We start from the raw sequence: 15,505 nt of genomic DNA, 5'->3' as shown, positions 1-15,505 counted from the left end.
GGCCCGGGTTATATGAACCTTATACATTGGTTGCTGTCATAGCGACAACGCTGACACCGCTATGTCGATCGTGAGCCGCGCGATGGATCATGTTGATGACGATAGCAGGTCAACCAGGATTGGTAACGAGGAGACCATCAGCATGGGTACTAGTCTTCTACCGGTGGGGCAGCTCTCTCCAGGCAATGACCTGGGCGGCTATATTCAAGCGGTTAACGGCATCTCCGTACTCACCGTCGAGGAGGAGCGCGAGCTTGCGTTCCGCCTTCACGACGACGGTGATCTCGAAGCGGCGCGGCGTCTGGTCATGTCGCACCTGCGCTTTGTGGTACACATCGCGCGCAGCTACTCGGGCTACGGGTTGGCCCAGGCCGACCTGATCCAGGAAGGTAACGTAGGCCTGATGAAGGCCGTCAAGCGCTTCGACCCCAATCAGGGCGTGCGCCTGGTCTCCTTCGCGGTTCACTGGATCAAGGCCGAGATTCACGAGTTCGTGCTGCGCAACTGGCGGATCGTCAAGATCGCCACGACCAAAGCGCAGCGCAAGCTGTTCTTCAACCTGCGTAGCGCCAAAAAGCGCCTGGCCTGGTTGAACAACGACGAAGTCGACGCGATTGCCAAGGATCTGGACGTCAAACCCGAGATCGTGCGCGATATGGAAGGCCGCCTTTCGGCGTTCGACGCGGGCTTCGACGCCTCGCCAAGCGACGACGAAGATAGCCCCTACCAGTCCCCGTCGCAGTTTCTCGACGACGCCACCCTCGACCCGGCCACCCAGCTCGAGGACAGCGACTTCGAAGAGGACTCCACGCGCCGTCTTCAGGGCGCGCTCAAGGAGCTCGACGAGCGCTCCAGGGACATCCTTCAGCGCCGTTGGCTGACCGATGACAAGTCGACGCTTCATGATTTGGCCGATGTCTACGGCGTCAGCGCCGAGCGTATCCGCCAGCTCGAAAAGAACGCCATGAAAAAGCTTCGTCTGAAGATGGGCGAGGGCGTGGCAGCCTAGGGCGGCGCTGAAAGCCCCCGAAAAGCAAAGCGCTTGAAATGCAAGGTCCTTGAAATGCAAAGCCCTTGAAATAAAAAGCCCCGGCTCATCGCCGGGGCTTTTTTATGCGCTCAAAACGCGGTTAGGCGGGCTGGGCGATCTCCCGCAAAAGCCCGCTTGCGATCAGCGGCCACTGGTCCTCCCAGTACTCGGTGGGGGCGCGCTTGAAATCGCTGCGTACGTACTGCGATATGCGCCCCTCGGCCTGGGTGATCAGCAGGTTCGCCGCCGCCGAGGCGGTAATCGTCGGGCGAAGTCCTTCGCGGATCTCGGCCTCGCGCAGAATCTGCTTGAACTGGGTTTCCAGACGCTCGAACAGCTGATGAACACGCTGTCGCAGGCGGGCGGTTTCGCCGGTCAGGACATCGCCGCCGAGCACCCGGGCAAGCCCGGGGTTTTTCTCGGCAAAGCCCAGCAGCAGCGAGAGAATCGTCGCGCAGCGGCGCTCGGCTTCGGGAATGTCCTCGAGAATGCGCGTAATGCGCGCGAACACGTTTTCTTCGATATAGTCGATCAAGCCTTCGAACATCCGCGCCTTGCTCGGAAAGTGGCGGTAGAGCGCCGCCTCGGACACGCCGACCTGGCGGGCCAGGGCAGCGGTGGTGATGCGCTTGCCGCTGTCCTCTTCGAGCATGATGGCCAGTGCCTGCAGGATCTGTTCGCGGCGGCGAGGTTTATTGTCATCGCTCATGGTGCTGATCCCTTGTGCTTAGCCTGCGTCACTGATCAAGGTGCCCACGCCTGCCTTGGTGAATATCTCGAGCAGGATGGCGTGAGGCACGCGGCCGTCGACGATCTGCGCACTGACGACGCCGCCTTTTACGGCATCCAGCGCGCAGCGTATTTTCGGCAGCATCCCGCCGTGGATCGTGCCATCGGCGATCAGCTCGTCGACCTGGCGCGTCGTCAGCCCGGTCAGCACCTCGCCTTTGCCGTTCATCAGCCCCGCCACGTTGGTCAACAGCATCAGCTTTTCGGCGCTGAGCGCCTCGGCGAGCTTGCCCGCCACCAAATCGGCGTTGATGTTATAGCTGTGGCCCGCATCGTCCACGCCGATCGGCGCGATCACGGGAATGAAATCGCGCTGGGCGAGCATTTCGATCAGGTCGGTGGAGATCGACTCGACCTCGCCGACGTGGCCGATATCGATGATTTCCGGGGCGGTCATTTCCGGGCTTTTATGCTCGACCTTGAGCTGGCGGGCGCGAATCTGGGCGCCGTCCTTGCCGGTCAGCCCGATCGCCTTGCCGCCGCTTTGGTTGATCAAATTGACGATGCTTTTATTGACCAGCCCCCCCAGCACCATTTCGACGACGTCCATGGTCTCGGCGTCGGTGACGCGCATTCCGTTGACGAAGCGCGACTCGATGTTGAGTTTTTCCAAAAGGCTTCCGATTTGCGGGCCGCCGCCGTGAACCACCACCGGGTTGATGCCGACCTCTTTCATCAGCACGATGTCGCGGGCGAAGGAGTTGATCAGCGTGTCTTCGGTCATGGCGTTGCCGCCATACTTCACGACGACCGTTTTGCCGGAAAATTGCTGAATATAGGGAAGCGCTTCGGACAGCACCTCCACGACGACCCGGGGGTCGTGGGTGTTCGCATTCATTGCTTTATCCCTTGCGTTGATTTTTTAGCGGCGCTTGGGCCTTTATGGCGCGCTTTTAAAGCGCGCTCTGTGTGACGCGATAGGCTAACGGATGGGGCCGGTATCGAGCGCGGGGGCGGCGCGGGCAAGAGCGCGGGCAAAGCGCGCTTGTATATCGGCCAGGGCCGCTTCGCTCTCCCCTTCGAAGCGAAGCACCAGCGCCGGTGTGGTGTTCGACGCCCGGCAAAGCCCAAAGCCTTCCGGATAGTCCACGCGTATGCCGTCGATCGTGGTCTTGATACCTTCGCCGAAGTCGCCATCTCTGGCAAGCACTTCCACTAGGCCAAACTTTTCTTCATCCGCCACCGGCAGGTTGATCTCCGGCGTGCTGAATTCCTGGGGAAAACGCTCAAACAGTGCGTCCGCATCAAGGGGGCCGGCTGCCAGAATCTCCAAAAGGCGGGCGGCGGCGTAGAGGCCGTCGTCGAAGCCGTACCAGCGCTCCTTGAAGAAAATGTGCCCGCTCATTTCGCCCCCCAGCTGCGCCCCGGTTTCGATCATGCGCGCCTTGATCAGCGAATGCCCGGTGCGCCACATCTCCGGCTCGCCGCCGGCGTCCAGAATGACGCGGGGAAGGGTGCGGCTGCACTTGATGTCGAACACCACCCCGGCGCCCGGGTGGCGGGTGAGCATGTCGGTGGCGAACAACGCCAGAAGATGATCCGGGTAGATCATGCGCCCGCGCGGCGTCACCACACCCAGCCGGTCGCCGTCACCGTCGAAGGCAAGTCCTATATCCGCGCCGCGCCGCTCGACCTCCTCGATCAACGAGACGAGGTTCTCCGGCTTGCCCGGGTCCGGGTGGTGGTTGGGAAAGTGGCCATCGATCTCGTCGAAAAGCGGCGTGGTCTGAACGCCGAGCCGGCGGATCAGCTCGGGGCCGAGCTCGCCGGCCACGCCGTTGCCGCAGTCCACGACGGCGTGTAGCGGGCGCGTCACGCTCACATCGCCAAGAATGCGTTCGAGATACGCCGCGCGTACGTCGACTTCACGGTAGCGGCCTTCGCCCTCATCGAGCGCGCCATCGACGATGCGCTGGTAGAGCGCGGTAATGGTGTCGCTGGAGAGCGTCTCGCCGCCCAGTACGATCTTGAAGCCGTTGTACGCCGGCGGGTTGTGGCTGCCGGTGACCATCACCCCGGAGCGGCCCACCCCCAGCGTATGAGTGGCAAAATAGAGCACCGGTGTCGGCACCATGCCGATATCGACGACGTCGGCACCGGCGCTCAAAAGTCCCGTGATGAGCGCCTTTTGTAGCCGCGGCCCGGAAAGGCGCCCGTCCCGGGCGACGATGACCGTACGCTCGCCCCGGGCAGCGGCCGCGCTGCCAATCGCCTGGCCGATCAGCGCGGTGGTCGCCTCGGTCAGGGTGTCGTCGACGACGCCGCGTATATCGTAGGCGCGAAATATCGAAGCGGGTACCGTCATGGTCGAACTCCTTACTGGCTGCCGGTGCTGCCAAAGCCGCCGCTGCCGCGCACACTGTCCTCGAAACTATCGACGACCTCGAGCGTGGCCTGAACCACCGGCACCAAAACATACTGGGCCAGCCGGTCGAACGGCTCGAGCGTGAAGCTCGCCCGGCCGCGGTTCCATACCGAGATCATCAGTTCCCCCTGGTAGTCCGAATCGATCAAGCCTACCAGGTTGCCCAGCACGATGCCGTGCTTATGGCCAAGCCCGGAGCGGGGCAGAATCATGCCGGCAAGGCTTGGGTCTTCGATATGGATCGCAAGCCCGGTCGGGATCAGCTCGCAATCCCCCGGGGCCAGCGTCAGCGGGGCGTCGAGCAGGGCGCGCAGGTCCATACCCGCCGCACCTTCGGAGCCGTAGGTGGGCAGGTAGTCCAGCATGCGTTCGTCGAGCACCTTGCACTTCAATGGGGGGCGGCTCATGGGGCGGCTCCAGCGGTTGAATCGGTCAGGGAAAGCGCTTTTTCGATAATCAAACGAGCCAGCGCCGTTTTGGGTTGGGGCGGGGCGCTGAGCTGGTCAGTGCCCTCGGGGGCGCGCCAGACGAGCAGCGCCGCATTGTCGTCGCTGCCAAAGCCCAGGCCTTGTTGCGCGACGTCGTTGGCCACCACCATGTCGAGGTTCTTGCGCGCAAGCTTGTCCCGGGCGTAGTGAGCCACGTCCCGGGTTTCGGCGGCAAAACCCACCACGAAGGGGCGCGCCTCCTTCGGCAGCGCCGCGACCTCGGCGATGATATCCGGATTTTTCACCAGGGTGATCGTGAGCGTGTCGCTGTCGTCGGTTTTCTTCAACTTGTGCTCGGCGGCGTGCTCGGCGCGGTAGTCCGCCACCGCCGCGCAGCCGATGAAAAGCGCCGCCTGGGAGGCGAGTTCGAGCGCCTGTTGGTGCATTTCGAGGGCGCTTTCGACGTCGATACGGCTAACGCCGGCCGGGGTGGGCAGGTTCACCGGCCCACTGATCAGCGTCACCCGAAAACCCGCCTCGAAAGCGGCGGCGGCCAGCGCATAGCCCATCTTTCCCGAGCTATGGTTGGAGAGATAGCGCACCGGGTCGAGCGCCTCACGCGTGGGGCCGGCGGTAATCACCACGTGGGGGCGGTGCGCTTGCGCAAACGCTGGCGGGGCGCTCATGCGCCTGGCGAGCGCCTCGACGATTTCGTCGGGCTCGCTCATGCGCCCGGGGCCCACGTCGCCGCAGGCCTGCTCGCCGGCGGCGGGCCCAATCACCTGCCACTGATCCGCCTCGAGCATCCGGGCGTTGCGCTGGCTGGCCGGGTGGCGCCACATCGCCTGGTTCATCGCCGGGGCAATCAGCCTTGGCGCCTCGCAGGCAAGGCTTAGCGTGGTTAGTAAGTCGTCGGCCAGGCCATGGACCAGGCGGGCGATCAAATCCGCCGTGGCCGGCGCGATCAAGAGCGCATCCGCCCAGCGGGCCAGTTCGATATGGCCCATGCCGGCCTCGGCGTCCGGGTCCAAAAGCGAGGTTCTCACCGCCTCGCCGCTAAGCGCCTGTAGGGTCAGCGGGGTGATGAACGCCTGGGCGCCGTCGGTCAGCACCACGCGCACCTCGCCGCCGGCCTGCTTGATGAGCCGAATGATCTGGGCACTTTTATAGGCGGCAATGCCGGCGCTGACGCCCAGCAGGATGCGCTTGCCTGCCAGCGGCGAACCCGCCAAGGGCTGTATCGAAGCCATAACACTCCCCAGGAACAACGCCTGAATAAGTCAAAAGCCGGGCGCTTCAAGGCCCGCTCCAAAGGGGCTCACCATACCATTTGGCGGCGCGTTTTGGCATGCTCGACCCCAAGGGTAAAAGCCAGGTATAGTGAGCTTTATGGAGTGGCGATTAAACAATACACGGCCGCCACGGGGAGGGGACGATGGGGATCAATCATTGGCCGGAGGGCGAGCGTCCGCGAGAAAAGCTTTTAACGCTGGGCGCCCAGGCACTTTCCGATGCCGAGCTGCTGGCGATTTTTTTGCGGGTAGGGGTCAAGGGGCGCTCCGCGGTGGACCTGGCGCGGGACCTGCTCACTCGCTTTGGGGGCTTGCGGCCTTTGCTGGAGTCCGACCAGGGCGCCTTTTGCCAGGCCCACGGGCTAGGGGCGGCCAAGTTTGCCCAGCTACAGGCTACGCTTGAGCTCTCCAGGCGCCATTTGGCGTCTCAGCTTGCTCGGGGCAATGCCTTGACCTCGCCGTCGCTTGTGCGCCACTACCTGCGCTCCCAGCTACGGCATCTCGGTCACGAGGAGTTCGCGGTACTTTTTTTGGATACCCAGCACCGAATCATTCGCTATGAAGCGCTGTTTCGCGGTACCCTAGACAGCGCATCGGTGTACCCCCGCGATGTTGCCAAACGCGCCCTGGAACTCAACGCGGGCGCGGTGATTTTGGCCCACAACCACCCTTCCGGGGTGGCCGAGCCCAGCGACGCTGACCGACGCATCACCGAGCGCTTGACGCAAGCGCTAGGGCTTTTCGATGTTCGCGTGCTGGATCACTTCGTGGTGGGGGACGGCGATGTAATCTCTTTTGCCGAGCGCGGCTGGCTTTAAAAGGCCTGGCGTCTTCCCGTTTAAAGGGCCTTTTTGACCCTTTTGGCACGCTTTTGCTTGCTGTTGGCCGGGTGCTCTGGTATAAAGTGCCACCTTTAAACTTGGGTTGAATAACGGATTCGGGTAAAGCCAAGCCTTCACGGGCGTCGACTTCCTCCCTGCTCCGGTTTGCCCGACAGTTTTGAACACTCAGGCTTATGTCCTGGCCAAGCGGTTGGAGGCTCTCATGTCCAAAGTATGTCAGGTTACCGGCAAGCGTCCGGTAACTGGTAATAACGTATCACACTCCCAGCGTAAGACGCGTCGTCGTTTCTTGCCGAACCTTCACACGCACCGTTTTTGGGTCGAATCCGAAAACCGTTTCGTGAAGCTGTGCGTCTCTTCCAAGGGCATGCGCATCATCGACAAGAAAGGTATCGAAACGGTACTGGCCGACATCCGTAAAAACGGCAGCACTATCTAAGCCGCTTTTGCACCGACTTTTTTGGGAGAATGAACCATGCGCGACAAGATTCGTTTGGTGTCCAGTGCCGGTACAGGCCACTTCTACACCACCGACAAGAACAAGCGGAACACCCCGGACAAGTTCGAATTCAAGAAATTCGACCCGGTCATCCGCAAGCACGTTATCTACAAGGAAGCGAAGATCAAGTAATTTCGATTACGCTGATCGGCTTTCACCGCAGGCATATGCCTGTTGAAAACCCGGCCCTCAAAGCCGGGTTTTTGCGTGCATGGCGCTATTAAAGCGGTCGTGCGCCCCGAAGTGTTGGGGCATTTTTCGACGAAAGGTTTTGCCACCACAGGTTGTTGCCATGCCCGAGCTGCCCGAGGTTGAAACCACCCGTTTGGGGATCGCACCCTATATCGAGGGCCAGGAGATTACCGAGGTGCTGGTGCGCAACCGCCGCCTTCGCGTACCGGTGCCCGAGGATTTCGAAACGCGCCTGATCGGCGCGCGGGTAGGCAGCGTTGCACGCCGGGCCAAGTATTTGCGCATACCGCTTGCAGGCGCGGCCGGTGATGCAACGCTTTTGTGGCACCTTGGGATGTCCGGGAGCCTGCGAGTTGCCCGGGTCGGCGACCTGCCCAAAAAGCACGACCACGTGGACCTTGTGACTGCCGATGGCTTCGTACTTCGCTATCACGACCCGCGCCGCTTTGGCTTTGTCGACTGGCAGCACGGCGACGGCACCCATGACCCGCGGCTGGCTCATCTGGGCCCGGAGCCGCTCGGTGAGGCCTTCAACGGCGAGTGGCTCTACACGCTTTCAAGACACAAGCGCGTGGCGGTCAAGCCGTTTTTGATGGATAACCGCGTGGTGGTCGGGGCGGGCAATATCTACGCGGCCGAGGCGCTGTTCATCGCGGGGATCGATCCGCGCCGCGCCGCCGGGCGTATCTCGCGTAAGCGTTATGAGGACTTGGCGTTAGCGGTCAAGGAGGTGCTGGCCGCCGCCATCACCCAGGGCGGCACCACGCTTCGCGATTTTGTCAGCGGCCAGGGCGAGCCTGGCTACTTTGCCCAGCGGCTCAACGTTTACGGGCGCCAGGAGCTGCCCTGCAGGCGCTGTGGACAGCCACTCAAACGTATCATCCTGGGCCAGCGCGCCAGCGTTTTCTGCCCGGGGTGTCAGCGCTAAACTTAACCCTACGCTTTGCCGATGCTTTTGGAGACACCTGTGACCCAACGCCTGCGCTTGAATAAAAATGCCGACCGCCGATTGAAGGCGGGGCATCTATGGATCTACTCCAACGAGGTGGATACCAAAGAAACACCGCTCAAGGAGTTCGCCGCTGGCGAAGCCGCGCTGATCGAGGCCTCCAACGGCAAGGCCATTGGCGTGGCCTACGTGAACCCGCACTCGCTGATCTGCGCGCGCATCATGTCCCGCGACCCGGAAATGCGCCTGGACCGGTCCCTGTTCGTCCACCGCTTCAACCAGGCGCTGGCACTGCGTCAGCGCATGTTCGATAAGCCCTTTTACCGCTTGATTCACGGCGAAGGGGACCTTCTGCCCGGGCTTGTGATCGACCGTTTTGGCGATGTGCTGGTCGTCCAGCTCAATACCGCCGGTATGCAGGCGCTTTCCGAGGAGATCGTCGACGCCCTCGAGAAGGTCATCAAGCCCGAAGTGATCGTATTCCGTAACGACACCGGCGGCCGCCGCCAGGAAGGTCTCGAGGCCCAGGTCGAAGTGGTCAAGGGCACGCTTCCCGACGAAGTGCTGATCGAGGAGAACGGCGCGCGCTTCGTGGTACCGGTGCTGAACGGCCAAAAAACCGGCTGGTTTTATGACCACCGGGTCAACCGGGCGTGGCTCAACGGCCAGGTGGCGGGCAAGCGCGTGCTGGACGTATTCAGCTACGTGGGCGGCTGGGGCGTGCAGGCGGCGGCCAGCGGTGCAAGCGAGGTGCTGTGCGTGGATAGCTCCAGCGCGGCCCTCGAGCAGGTGGCGCGCAACGCCGAGCTCAACGGCGTGCACGAGCAGGTGGCCATTGGTGAAGGCGACGCCTTCGAGGCGCTCGCCGCGCTCAAGGCCGAGGGCGAGCAGTTCGACGTGGTGATTCTCGACCCGCCGGCGTTCATCAAAAAGCGCAAGGACATCCCCAACGGCGAGCGCGCCTATGCCCGCCTGAATCGCGAAGCGATGCGCCTTTTGGGCCGCGACGGGCTCTTGCTCTCGGCCTCGTGCTCGATGCACCTGGCCCAGGATCGGCTGGTCGACGTGGTGCGGGGCGCGGTGCGCCACCAGGACCGTCACGGCCAGGTGATCTACCAGGGCCACCAGGGCCCGGACCACCCGGTACACCCGGCCATTCCCGAGACCTCGTACCTCAAGGCGCTGGGTGTGCGCGTTTACCGCGACTAAGCGATAGGCCACCATGGTGCCAGGTCGGCGGAGTAAGGAGCGATGATGGAGTGGGTACTGCCAAAGCCGTTCGTGCTGGATATCACCGTTGACGCGCGCGCCATCGATGCCTACCAGCACGTCAACAACAGCGAGTATCTGCGCTGGGTCGAGCAAATCAGCTGGGCCCACTCCGAGGCGCTGGGCCTCGATCTGGCGCGCTACCGGGCGCTCGATAGGGCCATGGTGGTACACCGCCACGAGCTCGACTACCTTGCCCCGGCGTTCGAGGATGATGCGCTACAGCTGGCCACCTGGATCATCGAGTGCGACGGGCGTTTCAGCCTGACCCGGCGGTTTCAGCTCAAGCGCAAGGCGGACGACAAAACCCTGCTCAACGCCCGCACCCGCTTTGTGTGCGCTGCCCTGTCGAACGGGCGGCCCAAGCGCCTGCCCGACGAGTATCAACGCATCTACGGGGCGGCCATCGTCGAAGAGTAGCGTGGGAGGGTCGCCTGGGAGAGTAGCTTGGAAAAGTAGCGTGGATTTTGCTGTGAAAGCATCGTTTACGCGGTAATTTTCTACTGAAAAACGCCTTTAACGGCGTTTTTCTTGTTTTGGGGCCAGATTCTGGCGGTACGGCCTGACTGTGCTGTAATGAAGGAAGATAACCCGATTCCTTCACGAGGCCTGCCATGCATATCGCCGTTCCTAAAGAGATCAAAAACCACGAGTATCGCGTTGCCCTGACCCCCACCGGTGCGCGTGAGCTGGCCGGGCGCGGCCATACGGTCAGCGTTCAGCAGGCCGCCGGCGAGGGCGCCGGGTTTGCGGACGGCGATTTCGAGGCGGCGGGGGCGCGCATCGAAACCGACGTCGAGGCGCTTTGGCAAAACGCCGAGCTGATTCTGAAGGTGAAGGAGCCTCAACCCGAGGAGGTCGCGCGCTTGAAGCCCGGCCAAACGCTTTTCACCTACCTGCACCTGGCCGCCGAGAAGACGCTGACCCAAGGGTTGATCGAAAGCGGCGCGACCTGCATTGCGTATGAAACCATCGTCGATGGTAAAGGGGGGCTGCCGCTTTTAGCGCCCATGAGCACCGTGGCCGGGCGCATGGCGGTTCAGGCGGGCGCCCACAGCCTCGAGAAAGCCCAGGGCGGCGCCGGGGTGCTGCTACCCGGCGTGCCCGGCGTCGCGCCGGGTAAGGTAACGGTGATCGGCGGCGGCGTGGTGGGCGAAAACGCCGCGCGCATGGCGCTTGGCCTCGGCGCGGACGTCACCATTCTGGACCGCTCCATTCCCCGGCTGGAGACCCTGGACGACCGCTACCAGGGGCGCATCAAAACGGTCTACTCCACCGCGGATGCGCTGGATGAAGCCGCCAGGACCTCGGACATGATCATCGGCGCGGTGCTGATCCCGGGGGCGGCGGCGCCCAAGCTGATCACCCGTAAGATGCTTGCGAGCATGAAGCCCGGTAGCGTACTGGTGGATGTCGCCATCGACCAGGGCGGCTGTTTCGAGACCAGCCGGCCCACCACCCACGCCGAGCCGACCTATATCGTCGACGGCATCGTTCACTACTGCGTGGCGAACATGCCCGGGGCGGTAGCGCGCACCTCCACCCTTGGCCTGACCAACGCCACGCTACCCTTCGTACTGGCGCTGGCGGACAAGGGCTGGCAGCAGGCGCTCAGAGACGACGACCACTTCGCGGCAGGGCTCAACGTGCACGCCGGCAAGCTTACCTACAAGGCGGTCGCCGAGGCCTTCGACCTCGAGTACGTCGCCAGCGGGCCACTGCTCGGCGTCTAGCCCGGGGCGTTCATAGCCCGGTGTTTGCTGGCAATACGATTTAAGGGCAGAGCCTAGTAGTGCGGGGGCACATCGTCTTCAGGGCGGTGTGCCTCTTCGTTCGATGAGTCGTTGAAAGCCTGGTGCTGCTCGCGCAGGCGGTCGCGCATTAATGTGCTTAGCTGCTCGAGCTTTTCCAGGCGGCGCTCCTGCTGGGCGACGGCCTGGTCGAGGGTGTCCAGCCAATGCTCCTGGTAGGCGAGCTTGCTTTCCAGCGTCTCCAGCCGTTGGCTGAGCTCGGCAGGCGATAATTCATTTAGCATGATAAGATCAATACCTTGTAGTGTATGCTCGACACGGTTGACCCGCCCGGCGTTAAAAAATCGATGTGGCGCTTGCGTTTATCGCGTTACGGGCGGGTTGCTATAATCGTTTCGTGTATTTTCCTTTGTTTGTTACTCCTACAACAAGAGAGCTTTTACTATCTATGAATCCAAAAGTTGTTGTGCGTTGTTTATTGATCAGTGTATTACTCGCAGCTCCTACGCCGCTGCTGTTGGCAGGTCTTGTTCATTTAACCGATGCGCCGCTGGCTGAACAGTGGCTTTCAGAACTTGCCATTATCGGCACGACCGGCGTGTATATTGCGGTAGCGCTGGGTAGCTTTATCGTTTTGCTGGTCGGCACCCTGGCGGCGGCAGCATTTGCACCGCCGGTCGTGGTCAATGCCGATGCCGTTCGCGCTGAACCGGCCCGGCCCAAAGCCGCGCCGCGTCACGAGCCGGCCGACGAGGAGCCGGAGGATGTGATCGACCCCAACGACGGGCGTGAAGAGGGCGAGGTCAAGTGGTTCAATACCAATAAAGGCTACGGCTTCATTACCCGTGATAACGGCGAGGACGTGTTCGTTCACTTTCGCGCCATTCGCGGGCGCGGGCCGCGCATGCTGGCCGAAGGCCAGATCGTGCGCTACAACGTGATTCAAAACGACCGCGGGCTACAGGCCGACGATGTAAGCATCATCGAATCCTGAACGCCCTTTAAAGTAGCCTCGCTTCAAACCACAGGCCCCGCTATCGCGGGGCCTGTGGCGTTTTGGGCTAGCGTCCGGAGTCTGGCCAAGCGATGCGCGCTTGCTGGCCATCGGGCAGTACCTGCCAAAAGGCGTCCGGGTCGTCGCCGGGGCTCCAGCCGCCCAGCGAGCAGCGCACTTCGGTTTCAAGCGCCTCTGCGGCGGCCTGGGCGCAGGCCTGGTCGTTCTCCCAGGGCGTATGGGCGCTGTCAAACCAGAGGCTTGCGAAGCCATCGGCGGTTTTGTCCATCACCAGTACAGGAATCACCTGCCCCTGGTGTGCGCCGCGGGTTCGCCACTGGTGCTTACCCGCCGGGGCCAGCGGCGCGGCATCGATGACGTGGTCAAGCCAGCCGTTCAGCCGCTCCAGGTCGAGCTTGGCGATGTATACTTCGATATCGGGAAAGCGCTCACTCATCGGTCGTCCTCGCGGGCGTTGGCGGGCGTGAACAGCGCACCCAGCGTTGCCTCGTAGATGCGGCTGAGGGTTTCCAGGTCGCTTGCGCGCACGCGCTCGTTCGCCTTGTGAATCGTGTCGTTGAGCGGGCCGAGCTCGACTACCTGGGCGCCCAGGGTGGCAATGAAGCGCCCGTCCGAGGTGCCGCCACTGGTGGAGAGCGTCGGCGCAGAGCCGGTTATCTCGCTAACCCCCTGCATCACCGCATCCACCAAGGCCCCTTCGGCGGTCAAAAACGGCTCGCCGTTGAGCGTCCACTCGATGTGAACGTCGAGCCCGAAGCGCGCCAGAATCGCCTCGGTACGCGCCTTCAACGTTTCGCTGGTCACCTCGGTGGAGTAGCGAAAGTTGAACACCACCTCGATCTCGCCGGGAATCACGTTGGTGGCCCCGGTGCCCGCGCGAAAGTTCGATATCTGAAAGCTGGTCGCGGGGAAGAAATCGTTGCCCGCGTCCCAGTGCTCGGCCACCAAGGCATCCAGCGCCGGCAGCGCCTGGTGGATCGGGTTTTGCGCCAGGTGCGGGTAGGCGACATGGCCCTGCACGCCCTTGACGTGCAGCACGCCGCCGAGTGAACCGCGCCGGCCGTTTTTGATCACATCGCCCAGTGTATCGGTGGAGGAGGGCTCGCCGACGATACAGTAGTCCAGCCGTTCGTTGCGCTCGCGAAGGTGCTCGACCACCGCCCGGGTGCCGTCGATGGCCGGGCCTTCTTCGTCGGCGGTGATTAAAAACGCAATGCGCCCGGGGTGGTCCGGGTAGCGGGCGACAAAGCGCTCAACGGCGGTGACCATCGCCGCCAGGCTGCCTTTCATGTCTGCCGCGCCGCGCCCGCAAAGCATGCCGTGATCGTCGATACAGGGCGTAAAGGGCGCGAACTCCCAACTGGTGTGCGGGCCGCTGGGCACCACGTCGGTGTGGCCGGCAAACGCCAGCACCGGGCCGTGATGGCCGCGCACCGCCCAGAAGTTTTCCACGTCGCCAAAGGGCAGGCGCTCGATATGAAAATCGAGCGCCTCGAGGCGCTCGATGAGCACGGCCTGGCAGCCCTCGTCGTCCGGGGTGACCGAGGCCCGGCCCAGCAGATCGAAGGCGAGCGCGAGCGTGGGCGACAGCCCCTCCGGCTCAGTTATGGGCATGCAGCGCCTCGTTCAGCGCAACCGCACTCTTGTTGGTCAAGCACTCGACGCGCCCGGTTTGCGAATTACGCCGCAATAGCAGGTCGTTTAGACCGGCCAGTTCGCGCCCGGCGACGACGCCGGCATCGTTTTTCTCGTCGTCGAGCAGCGTGACCTTGGTGCCGGCGGTGATGTAAAGCCCTGCTTCCACCGTACAGCGGTCTCCCAGCGGAATACCGATACCGGCGTTGGCGCCGATCAGGCAGCCTTCGCCCACCTTGATGACGATATTGCCGCCGCCGGAGAGCGTGCCCATGGTGGAGCAGCCGCCGCCGAGATCCGAGCCTTTACCCACGAGCACGCCCGCGGCGATACGCCCTTCGATCATGCCCGGGCCTTCGGTGCCGGCATTGAAGTTGACGAACCCTTCGTGCATGACCGTGGTGCCTTCACCCAGATACGCGCCCAGGCGCACCCGGGCGGTGTCGCCGATGCGCACGCCGCTGGGCACCACGTAGTCGGTCATTTTCGGGAACTTGTCGACGCAGTCCACGGAAAGCGGCTGGCCGGCCAGGCGCGCTTTCAAACGCCGCGCGGGCAGCTCTTCGATATCGATCGCACCTTCGCTCGACCAGGCGATGTTGCGCAGCAGGCCGAACATCCCGGTCAGGTCGAGCCCGTGAGGCTTGACCAAACGGTGCGAAAGCAGGTGCAGCTTGAGGTATACCTCCGGGGCGCTTTGCGGCGGCTGGTCGGTGTCGATGAACATGGCGACCAGCGGGCGCTTGCTGTCGGCAAGGGACTCGGCAATCGCTGCCTGCTCCGCGTCGCCGGCGTCCTTCAAGGCGCTGGCAAGACGCTGGCAGTCCTCGGGCAAAAAGCTGATCGCTTGCGTGCCTTGCGGGGCGTCCAACGCCTTCTGGGCGGCGGCCACCAGGCTTTCGGCGGGGTTGAAAAGCGGGGCCGGGTAGTAGATTTCCAGCCAGTCGCCTTTAGTGTTTTGCGTGCCGATTCCAAGCGCGAAGCTCAGCATAAAGCGTCTTCCTTTCAAGTGTGTCGATATCTAACGGTGTGCGTACCAGTAAGGTGTTACTGGGTGAACCCGTTACTGGGTGAACCCGTTACTGGGTAATAGTGTCGTAATCGCCCTCTTTGTAACCTACCAGGATCTGGTGGCTATCGAGTTCGAGAAGCGGGCGCTTTAAAAGCGTCGGGTGCTTGAGAATGAGCTCGCGCCCGGAGGTCGCGTCGATATCCTCTTTTTCCTCTTCTGGCAGTTCGCGCCAGGTTTTACTTTGCTTGTTGATCGCCTTCAACAGCGGTACCTGTTCGAGGATATGCTCCAAAAGGGGCGCCGAGAGGCCGTCCTTGCGCAGGTCGTGGGTCTTGAAGGCCAGGCCTTTTTCGTCCAACGCCTTGCGCGCTTTACGGCAGGTGTCGCAATTGTCGATTACATAAAGCGTTAGCATAAAGTCGTCTCCTTGAGCGTCG

General features: G+C 62.8%; 19 protein-coding genes. 9 read left to right on the top strand and 10 right to left on the bottom strand.

The features are described from left to right. Nucleotides 1–142 precede the first annotated feature (142 nt). Nucleotides 143–1,009, top strand: coding sequence for an RNA polymerase sigma factor RpoH (gene rpoH / locus ACWHXT_RS15045; RefSeq protein WP_447927088.1), 867 nt, complete (start codon nucleotides 143–145; stop codon nucleotides 1,007–1,009). Nucleotides 1,010–1,130: 121 nt separating this feature from the next. Here the strand turns inward: rpoH and slmA are convergent, their stop codons facing one another. The 5 genes from slmA to coaBC form a co-directional block, all read right to left on the bottom strand. Beyond that, nucleotides 1,131–1,739, bottom strand: a complete 609-nt coding sequence (gene slmA, locus ACWHXT_RS15040; RefSeq protein WP_447927087.1) for a nucleoid occlusion factor SlmA — start codon at nucleotides 1,737–1,739, stop codon at nucleotides 1,131–1,133. 18 nt (nucleotides 1,740–1,757) lie between these two features. Then, nucleotides 1,758–2,657: an acetylglutamate kinase gene (gene argB / locus ACWHXT_RS15035; protein ID WP_447927086.1), complete on the bottom strand. Its 900-nt coding sequence runs from the start codon at nucleotides 2,655–2,657 to the stop codon at nucleotides 1,758–1,760. Nucleotides 2,658–2,741: 84 nt separating this feature from the next. Beyond that, complete coding sequence (locus tag ACWHXT_RS15030) at nucleotides 2,742–4,124, bottom strand: phosphomannomutase/phosphoglucomutase (RefSeq protein ID WP_447956425.1); 1,383 nt, start codon at nucleotides 4,122–4,124, stop codon at nucleotides 2,742–2,744. 11 nt (nucleotides 4,125–4,135) lie between these two features. Then, nucleotides 4,136–4,591, bottom strand: coding sequence for a dUTP diphosphatase (gene dut, locus ACWHXT_RS15025; RefSeq protein WP_447956424.1), 456 nt, complete (start codon nucleotides 4,589–4,591; stop codon nucleotides 4,136–4,138). Beyond that, nucleotides 4,588–5,862 carry a bifunctional phosphopantothenoylcysteine decarboxylase/phosphopantothenate--cysteine ligase CoaBC gene (gene coaBC / locus ACWHXT_RS15020; RefSeq protein ID WP_447956423.1) on the bottom strand — a complete coding sequence of 425 codons (1,275 nt, stop codon included), beginning with the start codon at nucleotides 5,860–5,862 and terminating at the stop codon, nucleotides 4,588–4,590. Before coaBC ends, dut begins: the two co-directional genes overlap by 4 nt. Nucleotides 5,863–6,047: 185 nt before the next feature. On the opposite strand from coaBC, the gene radC reads away from it, so the two are divergent. The 7 genes from radC (at nucleotide 6,048) to ald (ending at nucleotide 11,388) form a co-directional block, all read left to right on the top strand. After that, a complete protein-coding gene (gene radC / locus ACWHXT_RS15015) occupies nucleotides 6,048–6,722 on the top strand; it encodes a RadC family protein (RefSeq protein WP_447927082.1) in 675 nt (224 codons plus the stop codon). A gap of 226 nt (nucleotides 6,723–6,948) precedes the next feature. Then, nucleotides 6,949–7,185 carry a 50S ribosomal protein L28 gene (rpmB, locus tag ACWHXT_RS15010; RefSeq protein WP_447529991.1) on the top strand — a complete coding sequence of 79 codons (237 nt, stop codon included), beginning with the start codon at nucleotides 6,949–6,951 and terminating at the stop codon, nucleotides 7,183–7,185. Between the two features lie 36 nt (nucleotides 7,186–7,221). Further along, nucleotides 7,222–7,377, top strand: a complete 156-nt coding sequence (gene rpmG / locus ACWHXT_RS15005) for a 50S ribosomal protein L33 (RefSeq protein ID WP_394582617.1) — start codon at nucleotides 7,222–7,224, stop codon at nucleotides 7,375–7,377. Between the two features lie 160 nt (nucleotides 7,378–7,537). Further along, nucleotides 7,538–8,365 (top strand): bifunctional DNA-formamidopyrimidine glycosylase/DNA-(apurinic or apyrimidinic site) lyase, encoded by an 828-nt coding sequence (gene mutM, locus ACWHXT_RS15000; protein WP_447956422.1) that lies wholly within the window; start codon nucleotides 7,538–7,540, stop codon nucleotides 8,363–8,365. Nucleotides 8,366–8,404: 39 nt separating this feature from the next. Continuing rightward, on the top strand, nucleotides 8,405–9,595 hold the full coding sequence (locus ACWHXT_RS14995) for a class I SAM-dependent rRNA methyltransferase (RefSeq protein WP_447927080.1): 1,191 nt from the start codon (nucleotides 8,405–8,407) through the stop codon (nucleotides 9,593–9,595). 45 nt (nucleotides 9,596–9,640) lie between these two features. Next, nucleotides 9,641–10,075, top strand: coding sequence for an acyl-CoA thioesterase (locus ACWHXT_RS14990; RefSeq protein WP_447958055.1), 435 nt, complete (start codon nucleotides 9,641–9,643; stop codon nucleotides 10,073–10,075). A 194-nt stretch (nucleotides 10,076–10,269) separates the two neighbouring features. Beyond that, complete coding sequence (gene ald / locus ACWHXT_RS14985) at nucleotides 10,270–11,388, top strand: alanine dehydrogenase (protein WP_447956421.1); 1,119 nt, start codon at nucleotides 10,270–10,272, stop codon at nucleotides 11,386–11,388. 53 nt (nucleotides 11,389–11,441) lie between these two features. Here the strand turns inward: ald and ACWHXT_RS14980 are convergent, their stop codons facing one another. Further along, nucleotides 11,442–11,690 carry a SlyX family protein gene (locus tag ACWHXT_RS14980; RefSeq protein WP_447927078.1) on the bottom strand — a complete coding sequence of 83 codons (249 nt, stop codon included), beginning with the start codon at nucleotides 11,688–11,690 and terminating at the stop codon, nucleotides 11,442–11,444. Between the two features lie 164 nt (nucleotides 11,691–11,854). Here ACWHXT_RS14980 and ACWHXT_RS14975 point away from each other — a divergent pair, with 164 nt between their 5' ends. Further along, nucleotides 11,855–12,400 carry a cold-shock protein gene (locus tag ACWHXT_RS14975; protein ID WP_447956420.1) on the top strand — a complete coding sequence of 182 codons (546 nt, stop codon included), beginning with the start codon at nucleotides 11,855–11,857 and terminating at the stop codon, nucleotides 12,398–12,400. A 67-nt stretch (nucleotides 12,401–12,467) separates the two neighbouring features. On the opposite strand, the gene ACWHXT_RS14970 is transcribed toward ACWHXT_RS14975, so the two are convergent. The 4 genes from ACWHXT_RS14970 to ACWHXT_RS14955 all read right to left on the bottom strand — a co-directional run bounded on the left by ACWHXT_RS14970 (nucleotide 12,468) and on the right by ACWHXT_RS14955 (nucleotide 15,483). After that, nucleotides 12,468–12,857: a hypothetical protein gene (locus ACWHXT_RS14970; protein WP_447956419.1), complete on the bottom strand. Its 390-nt coding sequence runs from the start codon at nucleotides 12,855–12,857 to the stop codon at nucleotides 12,468–12,470. Further along, the gene (gene dapE, locus ACWHXT_RS14965) at nucleotides 12,854–14,035 is read right to left on the bottom strand and encodes a succinyl-diaminopimelate desuccinylase (protein ID WP_447956418.1); all 1,182 of its coding nucleotides are present in this window, start codon (nucleotides 14,033–14,035) and stop codon (nucleotides 12,854–12,856) included. The genes ACWHXT_RS14970 and dapE overlap by 4 nt, the downstream gene beginning before the upstream one ends. Continuing rightward, nucleotides 14,022–15,047, bottom strand: a complete 1,026-nt coding sequence (dapD, locus tag ACWHXT_RS14960; RefSeq protein WP_447956417.1) for a 2,3,4,5-tetrahydropyridine-2,6-dicarboxylate N-succinyltransferase — start codon at nucleotides 15,045–15,047, stop codon at nucleotides 14,022–14,024. Before dapD ends, dapE begins: the two co-directional genes overlap by 14 nt. 88 nt (nucleotides 15,048–15,135) lie before the next feature. Further along, nucleotides 15,136–15,483: a Spx/MgsR family RNA polymerase-binding regulatory protein gene (locus ACWHXT_RS14955; RefSeq protein WP_447956416.1), complete on the bottom strand. Its 348-nt coding sequence runs from the start codon at nucleotides 15,481–15,483 to the stop codon at nucleotides 15,136–15,138. Nucleotides 15,484–15,505 lie beyond the last annotated feature (22 nt).

It is taken from the genome of Vreelandella halophytica (genome assembly GCF_968193635.1).
The sequence above is the reverse complement of the archived record's forward strand: the minus strand, read 5'-3'. Positions and strand labels throughout refer to the sequence as shown.

Excerpts from the sequence above, each read along its gene's own strand:
- dapE (WP_447956418.1), bottom strand. The coding sequence starts at position 14,035 with ATGCCCATAACTGAGCCGGAGGGGCTGTCGCCCACGCTCGCGCTCGCC.
- dut (WP_447956424.1), bottom strand. The coding sequence starts at position 4,591 with ATGAGCCGCCCCCCATTGAAGTGCAAGGTGCTCGACGAACGCATGCTG.
- ACWHXT_RS14990 (WP_447958055.1), top strand. The coding sequence starts at position 9,641 with ATGGAGTGGGTACTGCCAAAGCCGTTCGTGCTGGATATCACCGTTGAC.
- mutM (WP_447956422.1), top strand. The coding sequence starts at position 7,538 with ATGCCCGAGCTGCCCGAGGTTGAAACCACCCGTTTGGGGATCGCACCC.
- coaBC (WP_447956423.1), bottom strand. The coding sequence starts at position 5,862 with ATGGCTTCGATACAGCCCTTGGCGGGTTCGCCGCTGGCAGGCAAGCGC.
- ACWHXT_RS14970 (WP_447956419.1), bottom strand. The coding sequence starts at position 12,857 with ATGAGTGAGCGCTTTCCCGATATCGAAGTATACATCGCCAAGCTCGAC.
- ACWHXT_RS14980 (WP_447927078.1), bottom strand. The coding sequence starts at position 11,690 with ATGCTAAATGAATTATCGCCTGCCGAGCTCAGCCAACGGCTGGAGACG.
- ald (WP_447956421.1), top strand. The coding sequence starts at position 10,270 with ATGCATATCGCCGTTCCTAAAGAGATCAAAAACCACGAGTATCGCGTT.
- dapD (WP_447956417.1), bottom strand. The coding sequence starts at position 15,047 with ATGCTGAGCTTCGCGCTTGGAATCGGCACGCAAAACACTAAAGGCGAC.
- ACWHXT_RS15030 (WP_447956425.1), bottom strand. The coding sequence starts at position 4,124 with ATGACGGTACCCGCTTCGATATTTCGCGCCTACGATATACGCGGCGTC.
- rpoH (WP_447927088.1), top strand. The coding sequence starts at position 143 with ATGGGTACTAGTCTTCTACCGGTGGGGCAGCTCTCTCCAGGCAATGAC.
- ACWHXT_RS14975 (WP_447956420.1), top strand. The coding sequence starts at position 11,855 with ATGAATCCAAAAGTTGTTGTGCGTTGTTTATTGATCAGTGTATTACTC.
- rpmB (WP_447529991.1), top strand. The coding sequence starts at position 6,949 with ATGTCCAAAGTATGTCAGGTTACCGGCAAGCGTCCGGTAACTGGTAAT.
- rpmG (WP_394582617.1), top strand. The coding sequence starts at position 7,222 with ATGCGCGACAAGATTCGTTTGGTGTCCAGTGCCGGTACAGGCCACTTC.
- ACWHXT_RS14955 (WP_447956416.1), bottom strand. The coding sequence starts at position 15,483 with ATGCTAACGCTTTATGTAATCGACAATTGCGACACCTGCCGTAAAGCG.
- radC (WP_447927082.1), top strand. The coding sequence starts at position 6,048 with ATGGGGATCAATCATTGGCCGGAGGGCGAGCGTCCGCGAGAAAAGCTT.
- argB (WP_447927086.1), bottom strand. The coding sequence starts at position 2,657 with ATGAATGCGAACACCCACGACCCCCGGGTCGTCGTGGAGGTGCTGTCC.
- slmA (WP_447927087.1), bottom strand. The coding sequence starts at position 1,739 with ATGAGCGATGACAATAAACCTCGCCGCCGCGAACAGATCCTGCAGGCA.